Source organism: Solirubrobacter soli DSM 22325 (genome assembly GCF_000423665.1).
GTDB classification, from domain to species: Bacteria; Actinomycetota; Thermoleophilia; order Solirubrobacterales; family Solirubrobacteraceae; genus Solirubrobacter; species Solirubrobacter soli.
Map to the genome: position 1 here is coordinate 207,155 of NZ_AUIK01000008.1, position 17,682 is coordinate 224,836.

Consider the following 17,682-nt stretch of genomic DNA (forward strand, 5'->3'; position numbering starts at 1 on the left):
CAGATACCGTGCGGCTCCTATGTCCACGGGTGCGCAGGTCATCGTCGGAGAGCTCGAGCGGGCGGGGGTGGAGGTGTGCTTCGGGCTCCCGGGCGTCCACAACCTCGCGTTGTGGGAGGAGCTGCGCTCGTCCTCGATCCGCCTCGTGGGCGTGCGGCACGAGCAGGCCGCGGCGTACGCGGCGGACGGGTACGCGCGCGCCACCGGCCGCCTCGGCGTGGCGCTGACGACGACCGGCCCCGGCGCCGCCAACACGCTCGGCGCGGTCGGCGAGGCGTGGGCGTCGCGCTCGCCGATCCTGGTGATCGCGACCGACATCCCGTCGGGTCTGCGGCGGCCGGGCGAGTACCGCGGCGTCCTGCACGAGACCTCCGGCCAGTCGGAGATGTTCGCGCCGGTCGTGAAGTCGGTGCACCTCGGCCTGTCGGCGGACGCGGTCGCGGACGCCGCTCTGCAGGCCGTCGCCTCCGCGGTGGAGGCGCCGACGCGGCCGGTGTACCTGGAGATCGCGACCGATCTGCTGGCGGCCGAGGTGGGCGCGCCCGGCGGGCTCGCGCCGGCGTCGTCGACCGCGTTCTCGCCGCGCTCGTCGGACCTGGCCGCGGCGATCTCGGCGCTCAACGACGCGCAGCGGCCCCTGCTGTGGGTGGGTGGAGGGGCGCGCGACGCCGCCGACGCGGTCGCCGAGCTCGCCGAGCGTCTCGGCGCGCCCGTGCTGACGACCTACGGCGCGGCGGGCGTTCTGCCGCCCGGTCATCCCTCCGCGGTCGGCCTGCCGCCGCACGCGCCCGCGGCGGGCGCGCTGTGGGACGAGGCCGACGTCATCGTCGCGATCGGCTCCGACCTCGACGGCGTCCAGACCCAGAACTTCGCCCAGCCGCAGCCCGACACGCTGATCGCGGTCTCGCTGGAGCCGATCGTCAACTACCGGGCCGACGTCCACCTCGCCGGCGACGCGGGTGAGGTCACGGCGGCGCTGGCCGCGGGCATCCGCCCGCGCGACATCGACGACCTCGCCGCCCGCCTCGCCGAGGTCCGCGCCGAGGCCTGCGGCGCGCTCGACGCCACCGCCCTGCGCTTCCTCGACGCGATCCACTTCGCCGTCCCCGCCGACGGCGTTCTGGTGGTCGACATGTGCATCCCGGGCTACTGGCTCGCCGGCTTCCACACTCCCGCCACCCCGCGCCGCCTGCAGGTCCCGCTCGGGTGGGGAACGCTCGGCTACGCGTTCCCGGCCGCGCTCGGCGCCGCCCTCGCGGGCACCGGCCCGGTGGTCTCGGTGTCCGGCGACGGCGGCTTCCTCTTCGCGTGCGGCGAGCTCGCCACGATGGCGCAGGAGAAGATCCCCTTGACCGCGGTGATCGTCGACGACGGCGGCTACGGCATGCTCCGCTACGACCAGCAGAAGGCGGGCGACGAGACCTACGGCGTCGACCTCCACACGCCCGACTTCGAAGCCATGGCCGCCGCCTTCGGCCTCGCGGCCGAGACCGTGGACGGCCTCGACGACGCCTTCGGCGAAGCCCTCGCCCGCCACACGGCCGACCCGACCCCGTCCGTCCTGGTCGCCCGCACCCCCACCCCGCTCGTCCCGCCGCCCAACACCTCCCCGAACTGGTACCGCCGAACCTAAAGGGGTCAGGCCCCTTTAGGTTGGCGGACGACCGCCGCGCGGCCGCTGGTTAGCTCAATATCGGCGCCGGACGGGCGTCCGTACGGTCGGCGCATGACCAAGAGACTGATGGCTGGGATCGTGCTGCCGGCGGTGCTCGCCGTCGGCGCCGCGAGCGCGATCGCCGCCAATGACAGCGACGTGATCCGCGCCTGCGCGGCCAAGAACGGCAAGACGCTGCACCTGGCCGGCGCGAACGGCAAGTGCGCGAAGGGCGAGACCGCGCTCACGTGGAACCAGAAGGGGCCGGCCGGCGCGCCCGGCGCCGCGGGCCCCGCCGGGCCGCAGGGACCCGCCGGCGCGAACGCCGCCGCGCCGGAGAACGTCGTCGGCGGCGACCCGCTCGCGGGCGGGCAGGCCACGATGTCGGCGAGCATCGACGGGATCGGCGACATCTCCGTCAAGGCCTTCGGCTTCGGCGGCAAGAACACGCCGGGCAGCGCGGGCGGCGGTGGCGGCGCCGGCAAGGTCGCGTTCCACGACCTCACGTTCGCCAAGCTCTACGACGCGACGTCGCCCAAGCTCTTCCAGCGCCTCGCGACGGGCGAGCACATCAAGCAGGTGACGTTCAACCTGCACGGTGACGACGACCTCACCTACAAGCTCTCCGACGTCGTCGTCACGAGCTACGAGCAGGGCGGGACGAAGGAGCGCCCGCTGCTCGAGCGCGTCGAGCTGAACTTCTCGAAGGTCGAGATCTCCTTCACGCCGGCCGGCGGCGCTCCGATCACCGCCGGCTTCGACGTCAAGGCGAACAAGTCGGTCTAGAGCTTGAAGTCCATGTCCGCGGGGAGCTCCACGAGGTCCATCTGGGCCTTCTGGAGCTTGCCCGCGTAGTCCCAGTTCATCGACTGCCAGCGGGTGAACTGGTCGAGCACCCAGATGCCCGACTGGCGCGAGCCGTTGCCGGACTTGCCGTTGCCACCGAACGGCAGGTGCGCCTCGGCGCCGGAGGTGGAGTTGTTGACCGACACCATGCCGGCGCTGATCCGCTCGCGGAAGCGGAAGGCGTTCTCGCCCGAGCGCGTGTAGATGGCGCTCGAGAGCCCGTAGCCGTGGCCGTTGGCGAGGTCCATCGCCTCGTCGAAGGACGAGAACTTGGCGACGCCGACGATCGGGCCGAAGGTCTCGGTCGAGTAGATCTCGTCGTCGGCGGTCACGCCCACGACCAGCGTCGGGTGGTAGAAGATGCCCGCGTCGGGGTCGCCGACGAAGCCCTCGCGCGGGTTGTCGGCGGTGATCCGCCCACGCGCGGTCGACCCGTGCACCGTGTGGTGGTCGCGCACGAGCCCGAGCCAGTCCTCGAAGCGCTCGGCGAAGCGCTCGTGGATCATCGGCCCGTACAACACGTCCGCGTTCGGGTCGCCGATCGGCGACGACTCGAGCCGCGAAGCCAGCTTCGTCACGAACTCGTCGAAGACGGACTCGTGGACGATCGCGGTGCCGAGCGACGTGCAGCGCTGCCCGGCCGTGCCGAAGCCGCCGAACAGCGCGCCCTCGACCGCGAGGTCGACGTCGGCGTCGTCCATCACGACCATCGGGTTCTTGCCGCCGAGCTCCAGGCAGGGCGACTGGATGTGGCGCCCGCAGAGCTCGCCGATCTTCGAGCCGACGGCGGAGGAGCCGGTGAAGCCGACCTTGTCGACCAGCCCGGCCTCCAAAGACGCCTGCAGGCCCGCGAACGTGTCCGGCCCCGACGCCTGGACGACGTTCAGGACGCCGCCGGGCACCCCGCCCGCGTGGAAGATCCGCGCCAGCGCGTCACCCAGCGCCGCGGAGTACTCCGCCGGCTTCCACACGACCGAGTTGCCGCACAGGATCGCCGGCACCAGGTACCAGGCGGGCACGGCGACGGGGAAGTTGCCCGCGGTGATGATCGCGGCCACGCCCACCGGCATGCGGAACGTGAACAGCTGCTTGTTCGGCATCTCCGACGGCACGGTCTGGCCGTAGAGCCGCCGCCCCTCGCCGAGGAAGAAGTCGCACGTGTCGACGATCTCCTGGACCTCGCCGAGCGCCTCCGGGTACGGCTTGCCGATCTCGCGCGTCACCAAAGACGCGAGCGCCTCCTTGTTGGCCTCGACGAGCCGCCCGACCTGCGCGATCACCCGGCCGCGGGCAGGAGCCGGGACCTTCGCCCACTCCTTCTGCGCCGCCCGCGCGGCACGCGCGGCGTCGACGAACGTGGAGGCGTCGCCCAGCGAGATGTTGGCGACGAGGTCGTCGAGCTGGGCGGGATTCGTGGAGGTCAGTGTGCCGCCAGGGGCGTCAGTGCGCGCGCGGCCGTCGACGATCGAGGCGACCTGCAGCGCGGTCTCGGAGGCGATGGACATGGCCCACCACGCTATCGAGCCAGCACCCCTCTTCCGGTACGGAGAACTCCCCTACGAGGTGACAGGCGTGGCCGACAGCGCGGCCTTCACGCGGTCGATGCCCGGGATGTCCACCGGATCGGCCGAGCGCAGCACCGCGGCGTAGATCGACACGAGGTCGCCGAGCAGCACGAGCGACACGATCCGCTCGACCGGCGTCTCCCCGCGCGCCTGCACCCGCACCACCGGCGAGCACCCGGCGGCCGCGATCTCCGCGGTCAGCTCCGCCCGCAGCGCGTTGCGCGGGTGCGCGCCCGGGTCCTCCAAGGAGACGTAGGAGAAGGAGCCGAGCGAAGGCGCCGCGTCCCAGCCCACGACCTCGTTGTGGTCGGCCTCCGGCAGCACCGACGCGAACGCCGGCAGCGCGCTGTTCTCGTTGAACTGGCACTTCCAGCGGTACGCCGCCGCGCCCGCCAGCTCGGCGCCCGCGATCACCGGCACCGTCCCGTGCAGCGACCGCGCGATCGACTTCGCCTCAGAATCCTCCGGCGCGTCCGGCCCCCACTCCTCGGTCAGCTCGGCGGCCAGCGCCCAAGCCGCCTCGATCTCCGAGCGCACCGACGGCGCGGCGCCGCCGAGGGCCGCGGCCTCCAGCGCGCCCACGAGCGCGTAGCCGATCGCCGCCCGCGGCTGGAAGCCTCCCGGGATCGGCACGACCGGCACGCCGTCCTCGCGCGCCCGGGCGACCAGCGCGCCGCCCGTGCTCGCCACGAGCCGCGGGCACCCGCGCGCCGCGGCGTCCTCGTAGGCCGAGAGCGTCTCCTCGGTGTTGCCGGAGTACGACGAGGCGAAGACGAGCGTCGACGGACCCGCCCACGCCGGCAGCGCGTAGCCGTCCGCGACGACCAGCGGCCGCACGAGCCGCGAGCCGAGCGCGCCGACGGCCAGCCGCCCGCCGGACGCCGACCCGCCCATGCCGGCCACGATCACGCCGCCGGTGGCGTCCACCGGCCGCGCCTGGGCGGAGTCCACGCGCCACAGGGCATCTTCCAGGTGCTCGGCGAGGCCGAGGACCTCGTCCAGCTGGGCCGTCGAGTCGACGGCGGCGATCGTCTCGCGATCCAAGGTCATCAGAACCTCAATGCCCCATCCGGCAGCGTCACACCCGGGAAGATGCGCGCGCCGTTGGAGACGACGTTGTCGGCGCCGAGCACGACGCCCTCCCCGATCACGCTCATCCCGTCGATGACGCAGTGGTCGCCCACCGAAACGCCCGCGGCGACGATGCACCCGCGCAGCACGCAGTGCGCCCCGATCCTCGCGCCCTTCATCACGACCGCGTTCTCGATCGTGGTGCCCTCGCCGACGGTGACGTCGCGCTCGAGCACCGCACGGCCGCCGATCCGGGCGCCGGCGGCGATCTCGCAGCCGCTCTCGACCAGCGCAGCCGGCACGATGCGCCCCGCGCTCGAGACGCCGTCCTCGACGCAGGTGAACGTGTCGCCCATCCGCGCGCCCACCTCGGTGCGGACGTTGCCCTCGAGGATGTCGAAGGTCGCCTCCAGGTAGCGCTCGGGGGTCCCGATGTCCATCCAGTAGCCGGACAGCACCTTGCCGTACAGCCCGTTCCCGACCAGGCGGGGGAACACGTCGCGCTCGATCGAGGCCCGCTCGCCCTTCACCAGCAGGTCGAGCACGGACCGCTCGAGCACGTAGGCGCCCGCGGAGATGTTGTTGGTGTCGATCTGGTCCGGCGAGGGCTTCTCGACGAACTCCCGCACCGACGAGTCGTCGTTGAGGCGCACGAGGCCGTAGGACGACGGGTCCTCGACCGGGTACAGCGCCAGCGTGGCGCGCGCGCCCGAGGCGACGTGCGCGGCCATCTGGGCCGACAGGTCGAGATCGGTCAGCGTGTCGCCGTTGAGCATCAGGAAGCGCTCGTCGAGCATGTCCTCGGCGAACTTCAACGCGCCACCGGTGCCGAGGGGTCGCGGTTCCTCCATGTAGCGCAGCCGCACGCCGACCGAAGCGCCGTCGCCGAGCACGTTGCGCACGCCGTCGGCGAGGTGGCCGCAGGACATCACGACGTCGTCGACGCCGTGCGAGCGCAGCCAGTCGAGCATGAACGTGATGAACGGCCGGTCGACCAGCGGGACGACCGGCTTCGGCACCGTCGACGTGAGCGGCCGCAGCCGCGTCCCCTCGCCCCCCGCGAGGATCAGCGCCTGCATCAGCCTGCCCCGCCCCGCCCGATCCCTTCGTACACGAGCCCGGCGGCGCGAACCGCGGCGGGGTCGTACAGGTTGCGGCCGTCGACCAGCAGGTCGCCGCGCATCGACGTCTTCACGGAGCCGAGGTCGAGCTCGGCGAACTCCGGCCACTCGGTCACGAGCACGACGGCGTCGGCGCCCTCGACCGCCTCGGCGGCGGACTCGGCGAAGCGCACGCCGCGGATCAGCTTGCGGGCCTCGCCCTCGGCCACCGGGTCGTAGGCGCGAACGTGCGCGCCGGCCGCCTGCAGCCGGGAGGAGAGCACGAGCGACGACGCCTCGCGCATGTCGTCGGTGTTCGGCTTGAACGCGAGCCCGAGCAGCGCGATCTGCTTGTCGACCAGCCGCCCGAGATGCTTCTCGAGCTTGGCGATCACGCGCCGCTTCTGCAGCTCATTGACCTCGATCACGGAGTTCAACAGCTGGAAGTGGTACCCGGAATTGCCGGCGAGCTGTTTCAAAGCCGTGACGTCCTTGGGGAAGCACGAGCCGCCGAACCCGATCCCGGCCTGCAGGAACTTCGGGCCGATGCGGTTGTCGAGCCCCATCCCGCGCGCCACCTCGACGACGTCCGCGCCGGTCTCCTCGCAGACGTTGGCGATCTCGTTGATGAACGAGATCTTCGTGGCTAGGAAGGCGTTGGAGGCCAGCTTGACCATCTCGGCGCTCTTGATGTCGGTGCGGACCAGCGCCGCGTTCAAGGGCGCGTAGAGCTCGACGACGGCGTCGCCCGCCCAGTCGCCGTCGTCGCCGACGACGACGCGGTCGGGCTCGAGGAAGTCCTTGATCGCCGAGCCCTCCTTGAGGAACTCGGGGCAGGAGACGTAGCGGAAGCCCTTGCCCTGCTCGGCGAAGTGGCGCTTGATCGTCTCGCCGGTGCCGACCGGGACGGTCGACTTCATCACCAGCGCGTGGCGATCGGACGCCGGCATGGCGTCGACGACCGCGTGGACGGCGGAGAGGTCCGCGTCGCCCGAGTAGGTCGGAGGCGTGCCGACGGCGACGAACAGCAGCCGCGCGTGGTCGAGCGCGTCCGCCAGATCGGTGGAGAAGTGCAGGCGGTCGCGGTGCTTGGCGACGAGCTCCGCGAGCCCCGGCTCCCAGATCGGCATGACGCCCTGCTTGAGGCCTTCGATCTTGGCCGCGTCGATGTCGATGCAGTAGACGTCATTGCCGAGTTCGGCGAAGCCCGCAGCGGTAACCAGGCCGACGTAACCCGTGCCGATGACGCCGATCGGCTCTCGATTCGTGGTCATGAGGGCCGATCAGGTTATCGAGGCCGATGCCGATGACCCCGGGCATGACCACCCGCCTGCCCGCCATCCTGGCCGCGACGTTCGTGGCCGCACTCGCCCCCGCGACGGCGGTGGCCAAGACCGTCACCGGTTCCAACGCCGCCGAGGCCCTGACGGGGACGGAGGGTCCGGACAAGATCACCGGAGCCGGCGGCGCGGACCGCATCCGCGGTCTCGGCGGGGACGATCGGATCACCGGCGACACCGGTCCGGACGACATCGGCGGCGGCGCGGGCAACGACTGGATCGACGGCGGGTCGGGCGACGAGGTCCTCAACGGCGACGACGGCAACGACACGCTGATCGGCGGCTTCGGCCACGACACGCTGATCGGCGGCACCGGCGACGACAACCTGGACGGCGGCGCCGCCCCGGACCGCCTCGAGGGCGGCGACGGCAACGACACGCTGCACGGCGGCACCGGCGCCGACGACATCTACGGCGGGCCGGGCAACGACACCCTCTACCAGGACTCCGGCCCGGACCACCTGTTCGGCGACGACGGCGACGACGTCATCTACGTCAACACCGGCTCGGCCGCGGAGACCGTCGACTGCGGCGCGGGCAACGACACGCTCTACATCAACCCGCGCGAGGCCGACGGCGGCCGCTCGAACGCCAACGCGATCCGCGACGGTCTGTTCATCAACTGCGAGAACATCATCCCGCAGGCCGCGACGGTCGATCCGACCAAGGGCATCAGCGCCTCGGTCAGCATGGCCGGCGGCACGCTCGACGGCACCGACCTCAACGACAACCTGCGCGGCCAGGGCGGCTCGGACTCGATCTTCGGCGGCCTCGGCGACGACATCCTCTGGGGCGACCAGAACCACGACGCCCGCGCCGGCGCCAAGAAGCAGAACGACAAGCTCGACGGCGGCCCCGGCAACGACACGATCTACGGCGGCCGTGGCTACAACACGATCACCGGCGGCGAGGGCGACGACTACCTGCAGGGCTCAGGCGTGCGCTCGACGATCGACGGCGGCCCCGGCAACGACCGGATCAAGGCCACCTCGGGCGCCGTGACCACCGTCGAGGGCGGCGACGGCGACGACACGATCACCGCGATCATCCTGCGCGGCACGGCCGAGATCCACTGCGGCCCCGGCGTCGACACCGTGGTCGAATCCGCCTACGCCGGCAACCGCAAGAAGGTCAAGATCGCCGACGACTGCGAGAACCGCAAGCGCGGTTAGCTCTTCAATCGCCGCAGTGAGCCGGCGATCGCGATCAGGCGCGAGTTCGAGATCGACATCGTCAGCGTGTTCGTGACCCAGTAGACGGCCTTCGGCGTGCGCCAGGCGACGAGCCGCAGGTGGCTGCCGTCGTAGTAGAGCATCAGCTTGCGGCCTTCGACCTCGCGCGTCCGGTCGGGGTCGTCGAGGATCGGCGGGTAGCGCCAGCTCATGCCCTGGACGCCGTAGTACTCGCCGTACCCGCCCGCGTAGAGCGTGAGCCGGTAGGCGCGGTGGAGCTTGTTCTGACCGTCGCGGATGCCGTACACGCGCGGCTGCGTGTCGGTGTAGCGCGAGCCGGTCGCGCGCAGTGCCGGGAAGTAGAACGGGAACCCGAGCTTGCCCTGGCTCTCGACGATCACCGCCATGTTCTCGCCCTCGGTCGGGGCCTCCTCGAGGCCCTTGATCGACGACGGCTTGTTCTTGCGCTTGGAGGTCTTCGGGGCCGCGGGGGCCTGGCGCGTCTGGGTCGCGTCGGCCCTGCGCGGGTTCGATGAGCCCTTGCCCGTCATGAACTCGTCGAACGTCTTGCGCAGATCGGCGTCCTTGACGTAGAGGTTCGAGTCGATCGCCGGGTTCTTGGCCTCGTAGGCCGGGAAGTGGACCTCGTTGACCGGCGCCTTCTGGTTGGCCATGTAGAGGCCGGTCTGCGCGAGCCCGATCAGGTTCGAGGACGAGACGAACGACTTGTCGACCTGGAAGTAGTGGCCGAAGATCCGCGCGAGCTCGTGGCGCTTGTCGAAGTTCAACAGCCCGCGGACGGCGTCCTGGTGGGAGATCTGGCGCAGGAAGTCCTGCTGGCGGGCGGCGCGGAAGAAGTCCGAGTCGCCGTGCCGGTAGCGGACGTAGTCCAGCGCGTCCTGGCCCTTGAGCTTCTGGTAGCCGGGCTGCACGTCGATCGTCGCGTAGGCCTCGCCGGGCGCCGCGGTCGTGTTGTCGTTGTAGTAGCGGCGGTCGACGTCGACGTAGACGCCGCCGACGTAGTTGACCGCGCGCCGGAAGCCCCCGAAGTTGACGTTGATCACGTTGTTGATCGGGAAGTCCTCGCCGGCGTCCTTGAACAGGCGCTTGATCGTCGCGACGGTCTTGCTCGGCCCGCCGATCTCGTAGGCGGAGTTGATCTTGCCCTCGCCGGCGCCGGGGATCGCGACCTTCAGGTCGCGCGGGATCGACATCACCGCGATCCGCTTGGCGTCCGGGTCGACGCGGGCGAGCATGATCGTGTCCGAACGCGGCTTGATCTTGAGCTTCTTGTCGCCGTAGCGGGCGTCGGAGCCGAGGATCAGGAACGTCCGCGGGTCACCCGCGTCCGCGCGCGTGACCTCGGGGATGTCGATCGCCGTGCGGCCCTGCTCCGGGCCGATGAAGTCGTGGACGACCGACTGGACCTCGAGCAGCACCGTCGACGCGACCGCGGTCGCCGACAACGTGATCGTCAGCACGCCCGCGATCAGCGCGCGCACGAGCACGCCGCGACCCGGCCGGGGTACTTTGTCGCCCTTCATCGCGCCACCACCTCACGATGCCCGAAACCGCAAGCATCAGGCCGCCGCAACCGCTGGCCGGGCTCCTTCACGCGAGCCCGCCCTCCAGCGGCGCCTCGGAGAACTGCTCGGGCACGCTGAGCGCGAAGTCGACCAGCGCCCGCCGGTACACGGCCAGCGACTCGATCGAGACCCACTCGTCCGGGCCGTGGTGGCCGCCGCCGGAGGGACCGAACTCGACCGCCGGGACGCCCGCCTTCTGGAAGGCCACCGCGTCGGACGCGCCGTCGCGGCCGACGCTCATCGACTCGCCGTCGGTCAGCGCCGAGGCGGCGGAGCAGAGCGCGAGCACGTACGGGTTCCTGGGCGAAACGCGCGCGGGCGGCCAGATGAACGAGCGCGCGACGTGGACGTCCGGCAACGCGCGGATCTGGGCCAAGAGCTCGCCCGGGTCCTGCTCAGGGAGATAGCGGATGTCGACGTCCATGGCGCATTCCTCGGGCACCTTGTTCGGCGCGTCGCCCCCGACGATCCGCCCGAGGTTCACCGACGGGCGATCGAAGAGCTCCGAGGACTCAAGGGTGAACGGCATGGACTCGATTCGCCGGAAGACGTCGATCGCCTTCAGGACCGCGTTGTCGCCGAGCCAGGGCGTCGAGCCGTGCGCGGAGGTCCCATGGACGATGATCCGCAGGGCCAGCACGCCCTTGGCCTGCACGCCGACATGCAGGTTCGTCGGCTCGCCGGTGATCGCGAAGTCCCCCACGTAGCCGGCCTTGACCAGCAGGTCCGAGGTCCGCTGGTCGATCTCCTCGGACTCCTCGTCGGGGACGCAGACGAAGCGCACGCGCACGCGCTCCTGGTCACGCAGGTCGTACAGCGCGCACATCATCGCGGCCAAGCCGCCCTTCATGTCATAGGCGCCGCGACCCTCGAGCCGGTCGCCCTGGATGCGCGGCGTGAACTGCTCCGACCGCGCCGGGACGACGTCGTAGTGGCCGTGGAAGACCAGCGTCGGGCCCTCCGCGGGCCCCACCTCGGCGGTCAGCGCGAACGTGTCGCCGTACTTGTGGTCGGCGACCGCGATCTCGCGCGCCTCGAGCCAGCCCTTGATGAAGCCGGCGGCCGCGCGCAGCCCTTCGACAGTGGACGTGTCGTAGGTGATCAGACGCTCGGCGAGCACGCGTTCGTCCATCCGGCGGAGGGTAGCGGCGCGGTGTTGAGACACCTCTCGCCCCAGTTGATTGCAATTACGCGGCGTAGTTGCTGTAAATCCGGACCACAGGGTTCCAATTACAGGGGGGAGTGTCTGTGAAGCACTGGCTGGGGGCGGCCGCGATTGCGGCTGCCATGTTGCTGGTCCCGAGCTCGGCGCTGGCCGGGCAGGGGGATCCGGCGCTGCTGAAGTTCAAGGTCCCGAGCGAGGACCAGTACGACGACTTCGAGGCCCTCGGCCTCGACATGAACCACCAGGTCGACAAGAACGCCGACGGTTCCATCACCGTTCAGGCGTGGGTCACCGACGAGCAGCTCGCCTGGGTGCGCGCCCAGGGCTACGAGAACGTCGGCGTCGTCCACGACAAGTTCAACATCGACCACATCCGCGCCGAGCGCGACGCGGACATCGCGGCCGAGGTCGCCGCGAAGAAGGCCCTCACGGAGAACGCCGCCGGCAAGGCCGGCCCGAGCGCCGCGCCCGGCACGGTGCGCGCGCAGCGTGGCGACTTCTACGAGAACAACGTCGGCCGCTTCATCTCGATCGAGGCCAACACGACGGAGGCCTCCGTCACCTGCACGAACCCGAACACGGGCTCGGGGTGCCAGTACACGGGCCCGGTGCTGCAGGCGGCCGCGTACGACGCGAACAACAAGCTGATCGTCCAGGGCGCGCTGACGACCTACATCGACCCGGACCCGTCAGCTTCGCCTGACTATTACCAGTACCACTACCAGATCTTCCGGATCGGCAACAAGGGCGACGGCAGCCCGGACCCGGCCTACGTGAAGGTCTCCGCGCCCAACGGCGACGTCGACACCATTCCCGCCAAGGAGTGGCTGCCGAAGAACCCGCCCGGCTACGCGCAGACCTTCCAGCACGACTTCAACACCCGCTACTACACCGCGCAGGAGGGCTACGACCGCGTCCACGAGTTGGCCGCGCAGTACCCGACGATCGCCAAGGAGATCAAGGCCCCGGAGCAGACCTGGGGCTATCAGCGCCGCTCGGCGACGATGGTCGGCTATCAGCAGGCGTCCTATGTGACGTTCGCCCCGCTCGTCGATCCCCAGACCGGCCTGACGTACCAGGCGCCGAACGGCTCGACCTCGACGTTGAGCACGGCCAACGCCGCCAAGACGGTCGTCCTGCGCACGAAGGCGTGGGGCCAGGACGGTGGCAACGACTACAGCGCCCAGCTGGTCGATCCGAAGGCCAACAACTCGCCGCTCACCGTCACGCTGGCCGACAAGAAGCTCACGGTCAGCCTGGCCACCAACGCCACCGGCGCGATCACCAGCACCGCGGCCCAGGTCATCGCCGCCATCAACGGCAATGCCGCGGCCTCGGCGGTCATCGAGGCCAGCCGGTACCGCACGAGCGCCGCTGACGGCGTCGTCGTGCCCTCAGACGTCTCGCCGCTGAGCGACCTGCTGAAGGCGCCGCCGACGATCAAGCGCGGCCCGCAGGACCAGTGGATCCTCCGGATCGGCAACGACAAGGGCAAGCCGCAGGGCGAGAAGGTCGGCATCTACCTCTACTGCCAGGAGCATGGCGGCGAGATCGCCACCTCCGGCGTCTGCCTGGAGACGATGTCGCGCCTGGTGAAGAACTACGGGACGGACCCGGCGACCACGTCGTATGTCGACAACCTGGACATCTTCATCCTGCCGTTCATCAACGCCGACGGCGGCACGCACGCGATCTACGACTCGCCGCGGCGCACCAACATGGCGCGCTGGTGCGATGACACCACGAAGTACCCGGAGAACCTGACGGACCCGACGTACCGCAACAGCTACGGCGTCAACATCAACCGCAACTTCTCGATCGGCTCGGCCTACGACGGCTTCCAGGGCGCGTCGACCACCAGCTGCGCCGGCTCGAACTTCGCCGGCCCGGCGGAGCTCTCCGAGCCCGAGACCCGGAACGAGATCTGGATCCAGAACACGTTCAAGAACATCAAGTTCTCGAACAACATCCACTCCTCGGGCGGCTACTTCATGTGGGTCCCGGGCTCCTACACCCCGAAGCGCGAGACGCTGCCCTACCCCGAGTACGGCACGCTGAACTTCTTCGACCAAACCGCGTCGCACGTGCTCGCGGGCATCAAGTCCCACCGCGGCACGGCGATCCTGCCGCAGAAGACGGGCCCGGTGATCGACGTCCTCTACTCGGCCGCCGGCAACAGCGCGGATGAGGCCTGGTACAAGAACGGCATCGTCGGTTACGACTTCGAGATCGGCGACACGCACTACAACGACACGGGCTCCGGCCCCGCGACCTGCAACCCGGGTCAGCAGCCGCCGTTCGGCGCCAACCCGAACAACACCTGCCTCTCGGGCGAGGGCAACGCCGAAGGCCAGGAGTTCGCCTCCGGCAACTACGGCCTGCTGCAGTCCGCCCTGGACTACCAGAACGACACCGCCGCGCCGGTCGTCGGCACGGACGTCACGTCCGACGGCAAGGGCACCTACACGGTCAAGTTCACCTCCAACGAGGCGGCCTCGATCTACTACACGACCGACGGCTCGACGCCGACCACGGCGTCGACCGAGTACAAGCCGCCGCGCGCCCGCGCGCTGCCGCTGCCGCTCGACCTCGCTCCCGGCACGAAGCTCGCCTGGATCGCGAAGGACTTCAAGGGCAACGTCTCCGGCGTCAAGTCGCAGGTGCTCGGCCAGACCGACACCACCGGCACGGTCGGCGGCAGCGTCGGCGCGACGCTGTCGCTGACGATGGGCGCTCCGGCGCAGTTCGGGGCCTTCACCCCGGGCGTCGCCAAGGAGTACACCGCCTCCACCACCGCCACGGTCATCTCGACCGCGGGTGACGCCACGCTGAGCGTCGCCGACCCGAGCGCCACCAACACCGGCAAGCTGGTCAACGGCACCTTCGCCCTGACCAACCCGCTGCAGGGCCTCGGCGTCATCAAGACCTGGTCCGCCCCGACCTCCAACGAGTCGGTGCCGATCACGTTCAAGCAGGCCATCCTGGCCAACGAGCCGCTGCGCACGGGCACGTACAGCAAGACGCTGACGTTCACCCTGTCCACGACGACTCCGTAACGCCTTCGGGGGCGCCGGCCGTGAGCCGGCGCCCCCGTTGAGGCACCTCAACCGCCGATCCCTTGCCTTTCGTCTCATCTTCGGCTCACAATCGACCGTAGGGGGTCGAATCGATCGAGGGGGGAACGGCTTTCATGAAGCCTTGGATGGGCGCTGCCGCGGTTGCGGCGGCGATGCTGTTGGTCCCGGGCACGGCGCTCGCCGGACCTGAGGATCCCGCGCTCCTGAAGTTCAAGCTCGCGAGCGAGGATCTCTACGACGACTTCGAGCGTCTCGGCCTCTCGATGAACCACGAGGTCGACAAGAACGCCGACGGCTCCGTCGTCGTGCAGGCGTGGGTCACCGACGAGCAGCTCGCGCTCGTGCGCTCGCACGGTTATGAGCAGGTCGGCGTCGTCCACGACAAGGACAACTTCGACCGGATCCGGGCCGAGGTCGCCGCCGACGTCGCGCGCGAGAAGGCCGCCAAGCAGGCGCTCAGGACCAACGCGGCCGGCAAGGCGGGCCCGAGCGCGGCCCCGGGCACCGTCCGTGCGCAGCGCGGCGACTTCTACGAGAACAACGTCGGCCGCTTCATCTCGATCGAGGCCAACACCACCGAGGCGACGATCAGCTGCACGAACCCCAACACGGGGTCGGGCTGCACGTACACCGGCCCGGTGCTGACCGCCGAGTGGTACGACGCCGACGGCAACCGCATGGGTGGCGGCAACCTCACGACCTACATCGACCCGGACCCCAGCGCCGCTCCGGACTTCTACCAGTACCACTACCAGATCTTCCGCATCGGCAATAAGGGCGACGGCGGCAAGGATCCGGCCACGGTCAAGATCGCCGCGCCCAACGGCGACGTCGACGTCATCCCGGCCAAGCAGTGGCTGGCGAAGAACCCGCCGAGCTACGCCCAGAACTTCCTGCACGACTTCAACACCCGCTACTACAACGCCCAAGAGGGCTACGAGCGGATGAAGTCGCTGGCGACGGAGTTCCCGAACATCTCCAAGGCGATCGACCTGCCGGAGAAGACGTGGGGCTACCAGCGCAAGGCGCAGACGATGCTCGGTTACCAGAACGCGTCCTACGTGCAGTTCGACGCGCAGGGCCTGCCGACCGGCACGACCACGACGCTCTCAGCGGCCAACCAGCCCAAGACCGTCGTGCTGACCTCGAAGGCGTGGGGACATGAGGGCGGCAACGACCTGAAGGCCCAGTTGCTGGATCCGCAGTCGACGAACTCGCAGCTGCGCGTCGCGGTCGCCGACAACACGATCACGGTCACGCTGGCCACCGATCAGGGCGGCGCGATCACGTCGACCGCCGCGCAGGTCATCGCGGCGATCAACGGCAACGCGGCCGCCTCGGCGCTCGTCACCGCGAGCAACTACCGCACCAGCGACGCGAGCGGCGTCGTCGTGGGGAGCGTCGTCGCGCCGCTGCATGACCTGTTGCGCGCCCCGGCTTCGGTCAAGCGCGGCCCGCAGACGCAGACGATGATCCGGATCGGCAACAACAACGGCAAGCCGCAGGACCAGAAGGTCGGCGTCTACCTCTACTGCCAGGAGCACGGCGGCGAGATCGCCACCTCCGGCGTCTGCCTCGAGACCGCCGAGCGCCTCGTGCGCAACTACGGCACCGACGCCAAGACGACGTCGTACGTCGACAACCTCGACATCTTCATCGTCCCCTTCATCAACGCCGACGGCTCGACGCACTCGATCTACGACAACCCGCGTCGTACCAACATGGCCAACTACTGCACCGACACGGTGAAGTACCCGGAGAACTCGACGGACCCGCAGCTGCGCAACAGCTGGGGCGTCAACATCAACCGCAACTTCTCGATCGGCTCCGCCTATGACGGGTTCCAGGGCGCGACGATCACGGGTTGCTACGGCGGCAACTACGCCGGTCCGATGGAGCTCTCGGAGCCCGAGACCCGCAACGAGATCTGGGTCCAGAACACGTTCAAGAACATCAAGTTCTCGAACAACATCCACTCGTCGGGCGGCTACTTCATGTGGGTGCCGGGCTCCTACACGCCCACGCGCGTGACGCTGCCGTACCCCGACTACGGCACGCTGAACTTCTTCGACCAGACGGCGTCGCACGTGCTCGACGGCATCAAGTCCCACCGCGGGACCGCGATCCGCCCGCAGCGCACCGGCCCGGTCATCGACGTCCTCTACTCGGCCGCCGGCAACAGCGCCGACGAGGCCTGGTACAAGAACGGCATCGTCGGCTACGACTTCGAGATCGGCGACACGCACTACGACACGAACGCCGCCGGCCAGGAGGTCACCTGCGGTCCCGGCCAGCAGCCGCCGTTCGGCCTGAATCCCTCCAACCCGTGCCTGAACAACGAGGGCAAGCACGAGGGCGAGGAGTTCTCGACCGGCAACTACGGCCTCCTGCAGTCCGCGCTCGACTACCAGAACGACACGGTCGCCCCGGTCGTCGGGCTCGACAAGAAGCTCGGCGCCGACAACCGCTGGTCGGTGAAGTTCACGAGCGACGAGGCGTCCTCGATCTACTACACGACCGACGGCTCGACGCCCACCACGGCCTCGACCGAGTACAAGCCGCCGCGCGCCCGCGCGTTGCCGCTTCCGCTCGACCTGGCCCAGGGCACGACGCTGAAGTGGATCGCGAAGGACTTCAAGGGCAACGTGTCCGCGGTGAAGTCCGAGCTGATCATCACCCACACGGACGCGTCCGGTTCCGTCGGTGGCACCGTGCCGGCGACGCTCGCGCTGACGCTGGGCGCTCCGGCGACGTTCGGGGCGTTCACCCCGGGCATCGCGAAGGAGTACACGGCGACGACGACCGCCACCGTGGTGTCCAGCGCGGGTGACGCGACGCTCACGGTCGCCGACCCGAGCTCGACCGCGCCCGGCCGCCTGGTGAACGGCGCGTTCGCGCTGACCTCGCCGCTGCAGGGCCTCGGCGTGCTCAAGACGTGGTCCGCCCCGACCTCCAACGAGTCGGTGCCGATCACGTTCAAGCAAGCGATCGCGGCCAACGAGCCGCTGCGCACGGGGACGTACAGCAAGACGCTGACGTTCACCCTGTCCACCACGACGCCGTAACGGGATTCAACGGGGGCGCCGTCAGGCGCCCCCGTTGAGGG

Annotated in this window: 11 protein-coding genes; 5 read left to right on the plus strand and 6 right to left on the minus strand. The window is 70.0% G+C overall.

Annotated features, from left to right (window positions below; all coding sequences use genetic code 11):
* Positions 1-19: 19 nt before the first annotated feature.
* Complete coding sequence (locus tag G569_RS0105185; RefSeq protein WP_028062635.1) at positions 20-1,633, plus strand: thiamine pyrophosphate-binding protein; 1,614 nt, start codon at positions 20-22, stop codon at positions 1,631-1,633.
* A 93-nt stretch (positions 1,634-1,726) separates the two neighbouring features.
* Positions 1,727-2,440: a type VI secretion system tube protein Hcp gene (locus tag G569_RS0105190; protein WP_028062636.1), complete on the plus strand. Its 714-nt coding sequence runs from the start codon at positions 1,727-1,729 to the stop codon at positions 2,438-2,440.
* On the opposite strand, the gene G569_RS0105195 is transcribed toward G569_RS0105190, so the two are convergent.
* From G569_RS0105195 to G569_RS0105210, 4 genes are read right to left on the minus strand one after another with little or no spacing between them, the layout of a single operon-like run.
* Positions 2,437-4,005 carry an aldehyde dehydrogenase family protein gene (locus G569_RS0105195; RefSeq protein ID WP_028062637.1) on the minus strand — a complete coding sequence of 523 codons (1,569 nt, stop codon included), beginning with the start codon at positions 4,003-4,005 and terminating at the stop codon, positions 2,437-2,439. The genes G569_RS0105190 and G569_RS0105195 overlap by 4 nt on opposite strands.
* 51 nt (positions 4,006-4,056) lie before the next feature.
* Positions 4,057-5,115, minus strand: a complete 1,059-nt coding sequence (locus G569_RS45710) for a bifunctional phosphoglucose/phosphomannose isomerase (RefSeq protein ID WP_037494785.1) — start codon at positions 5,113-5,115, stop codon at positions 4,057-4,059.
* Positions 5,115-6,215, minus strand: a complete 1,101-nt coding sequence (locus G569_RS0105205; RefSeq protein WP_028062638.1) for a nucleotidyltransferase family protein — start codon at positions 6,213-6,215, stop codon at positions 5,115-5,117. Before G569_RS0105205 ends, G569_RS45710 begins: the two co-directional genes overlap by 1 nt.
* A complete protein-coding gene (locus tag G569_RS0105210; RefSeq protein ID WP_028062639.1) occupies positions 6,215-7,510 on the minus strand; it encodes a UDP-glucose dehydrogenase family protein in 1,296 nt (431 codons plus the stop codon). The genes G569_RS0105205 and G569_RS0105210 overlap by 1 nt, the downstream gene beginning before the upstream one ends.
* Positions 7,511-7,554: 44 nt before the next feature.
* Here G569_RS0105210 and G569_RS45715 point away from each other — a divergent pair, with 44 nt between their 5' ends.
* Positions 7,555-8,748, plus strand: a complete 1,194-nt coding sequence (locus G569_RS45715) for a calcium-binding protein (RefSeq protein ID WP_169542074.1) — start codon at positions 7,555-7,557, stop codon at positions 8,746-8,748.
* On the opposite strand, the gene G569_RS57290 is transcribed toward G569_RS45715, so the two are convergent.
* Positions 8,745-10,292 (minus strand): LCP family protein, encoded by a 1,548-nt coding sequence (locus G569_RS57290; RefSeq protein WP_084284251.1) that lies wholly within the window; start codon positions 10,290-10,292, stop codon positions 8,745-8,747. The two genes, G569_RS45715 and G569_RS57290, sit on opposite strands and share 4 nt — an antisense overlap.
* 67 nt (positions 10,293-10,359) lie before the next feature.
* A complete protein-coding gene (locus tag G569_RS45725) occupies positions 10,360-11,466 on the minus strand; it encodes a M20 family metallopeptidase (protein WP_053225887.1) in 1,107 nt (368 codons plus the stop codon).
* A 155-nt stretch (positions 11,467-11,621) separates the two neighbouring features.
* Between G569_RS45725 and G569_RS0105230 the strand changes: the two genes are divergently transcribed.
* Positions 11,622-14,555: a M14 family zinc carboxypeptidase gene (locus G569_RS0105230; RefSeq protein WP_028062641.1), complete on the plus strand. Its 2,934-nt coding sequence runs from the start codon at positions 11,622-11,624 to the stop codon at positions 14,553-14,555.
* A gap of 146 nt (positions 14,556-14,701) precedes the next feature.
* Positions 14,702-17,641, plus strand: coding sequence for a M14 family zinc carboxypeptidase (locus G569_RS57295; protein ID WP_053225888.1), 2,940 nt, complete (start codon positions 14,702-14,704; stop codon positions 17,639-17,641).
* The last annotated feature ends 41 nt before the right edge of the window (positions 17,642-17,682 follow it).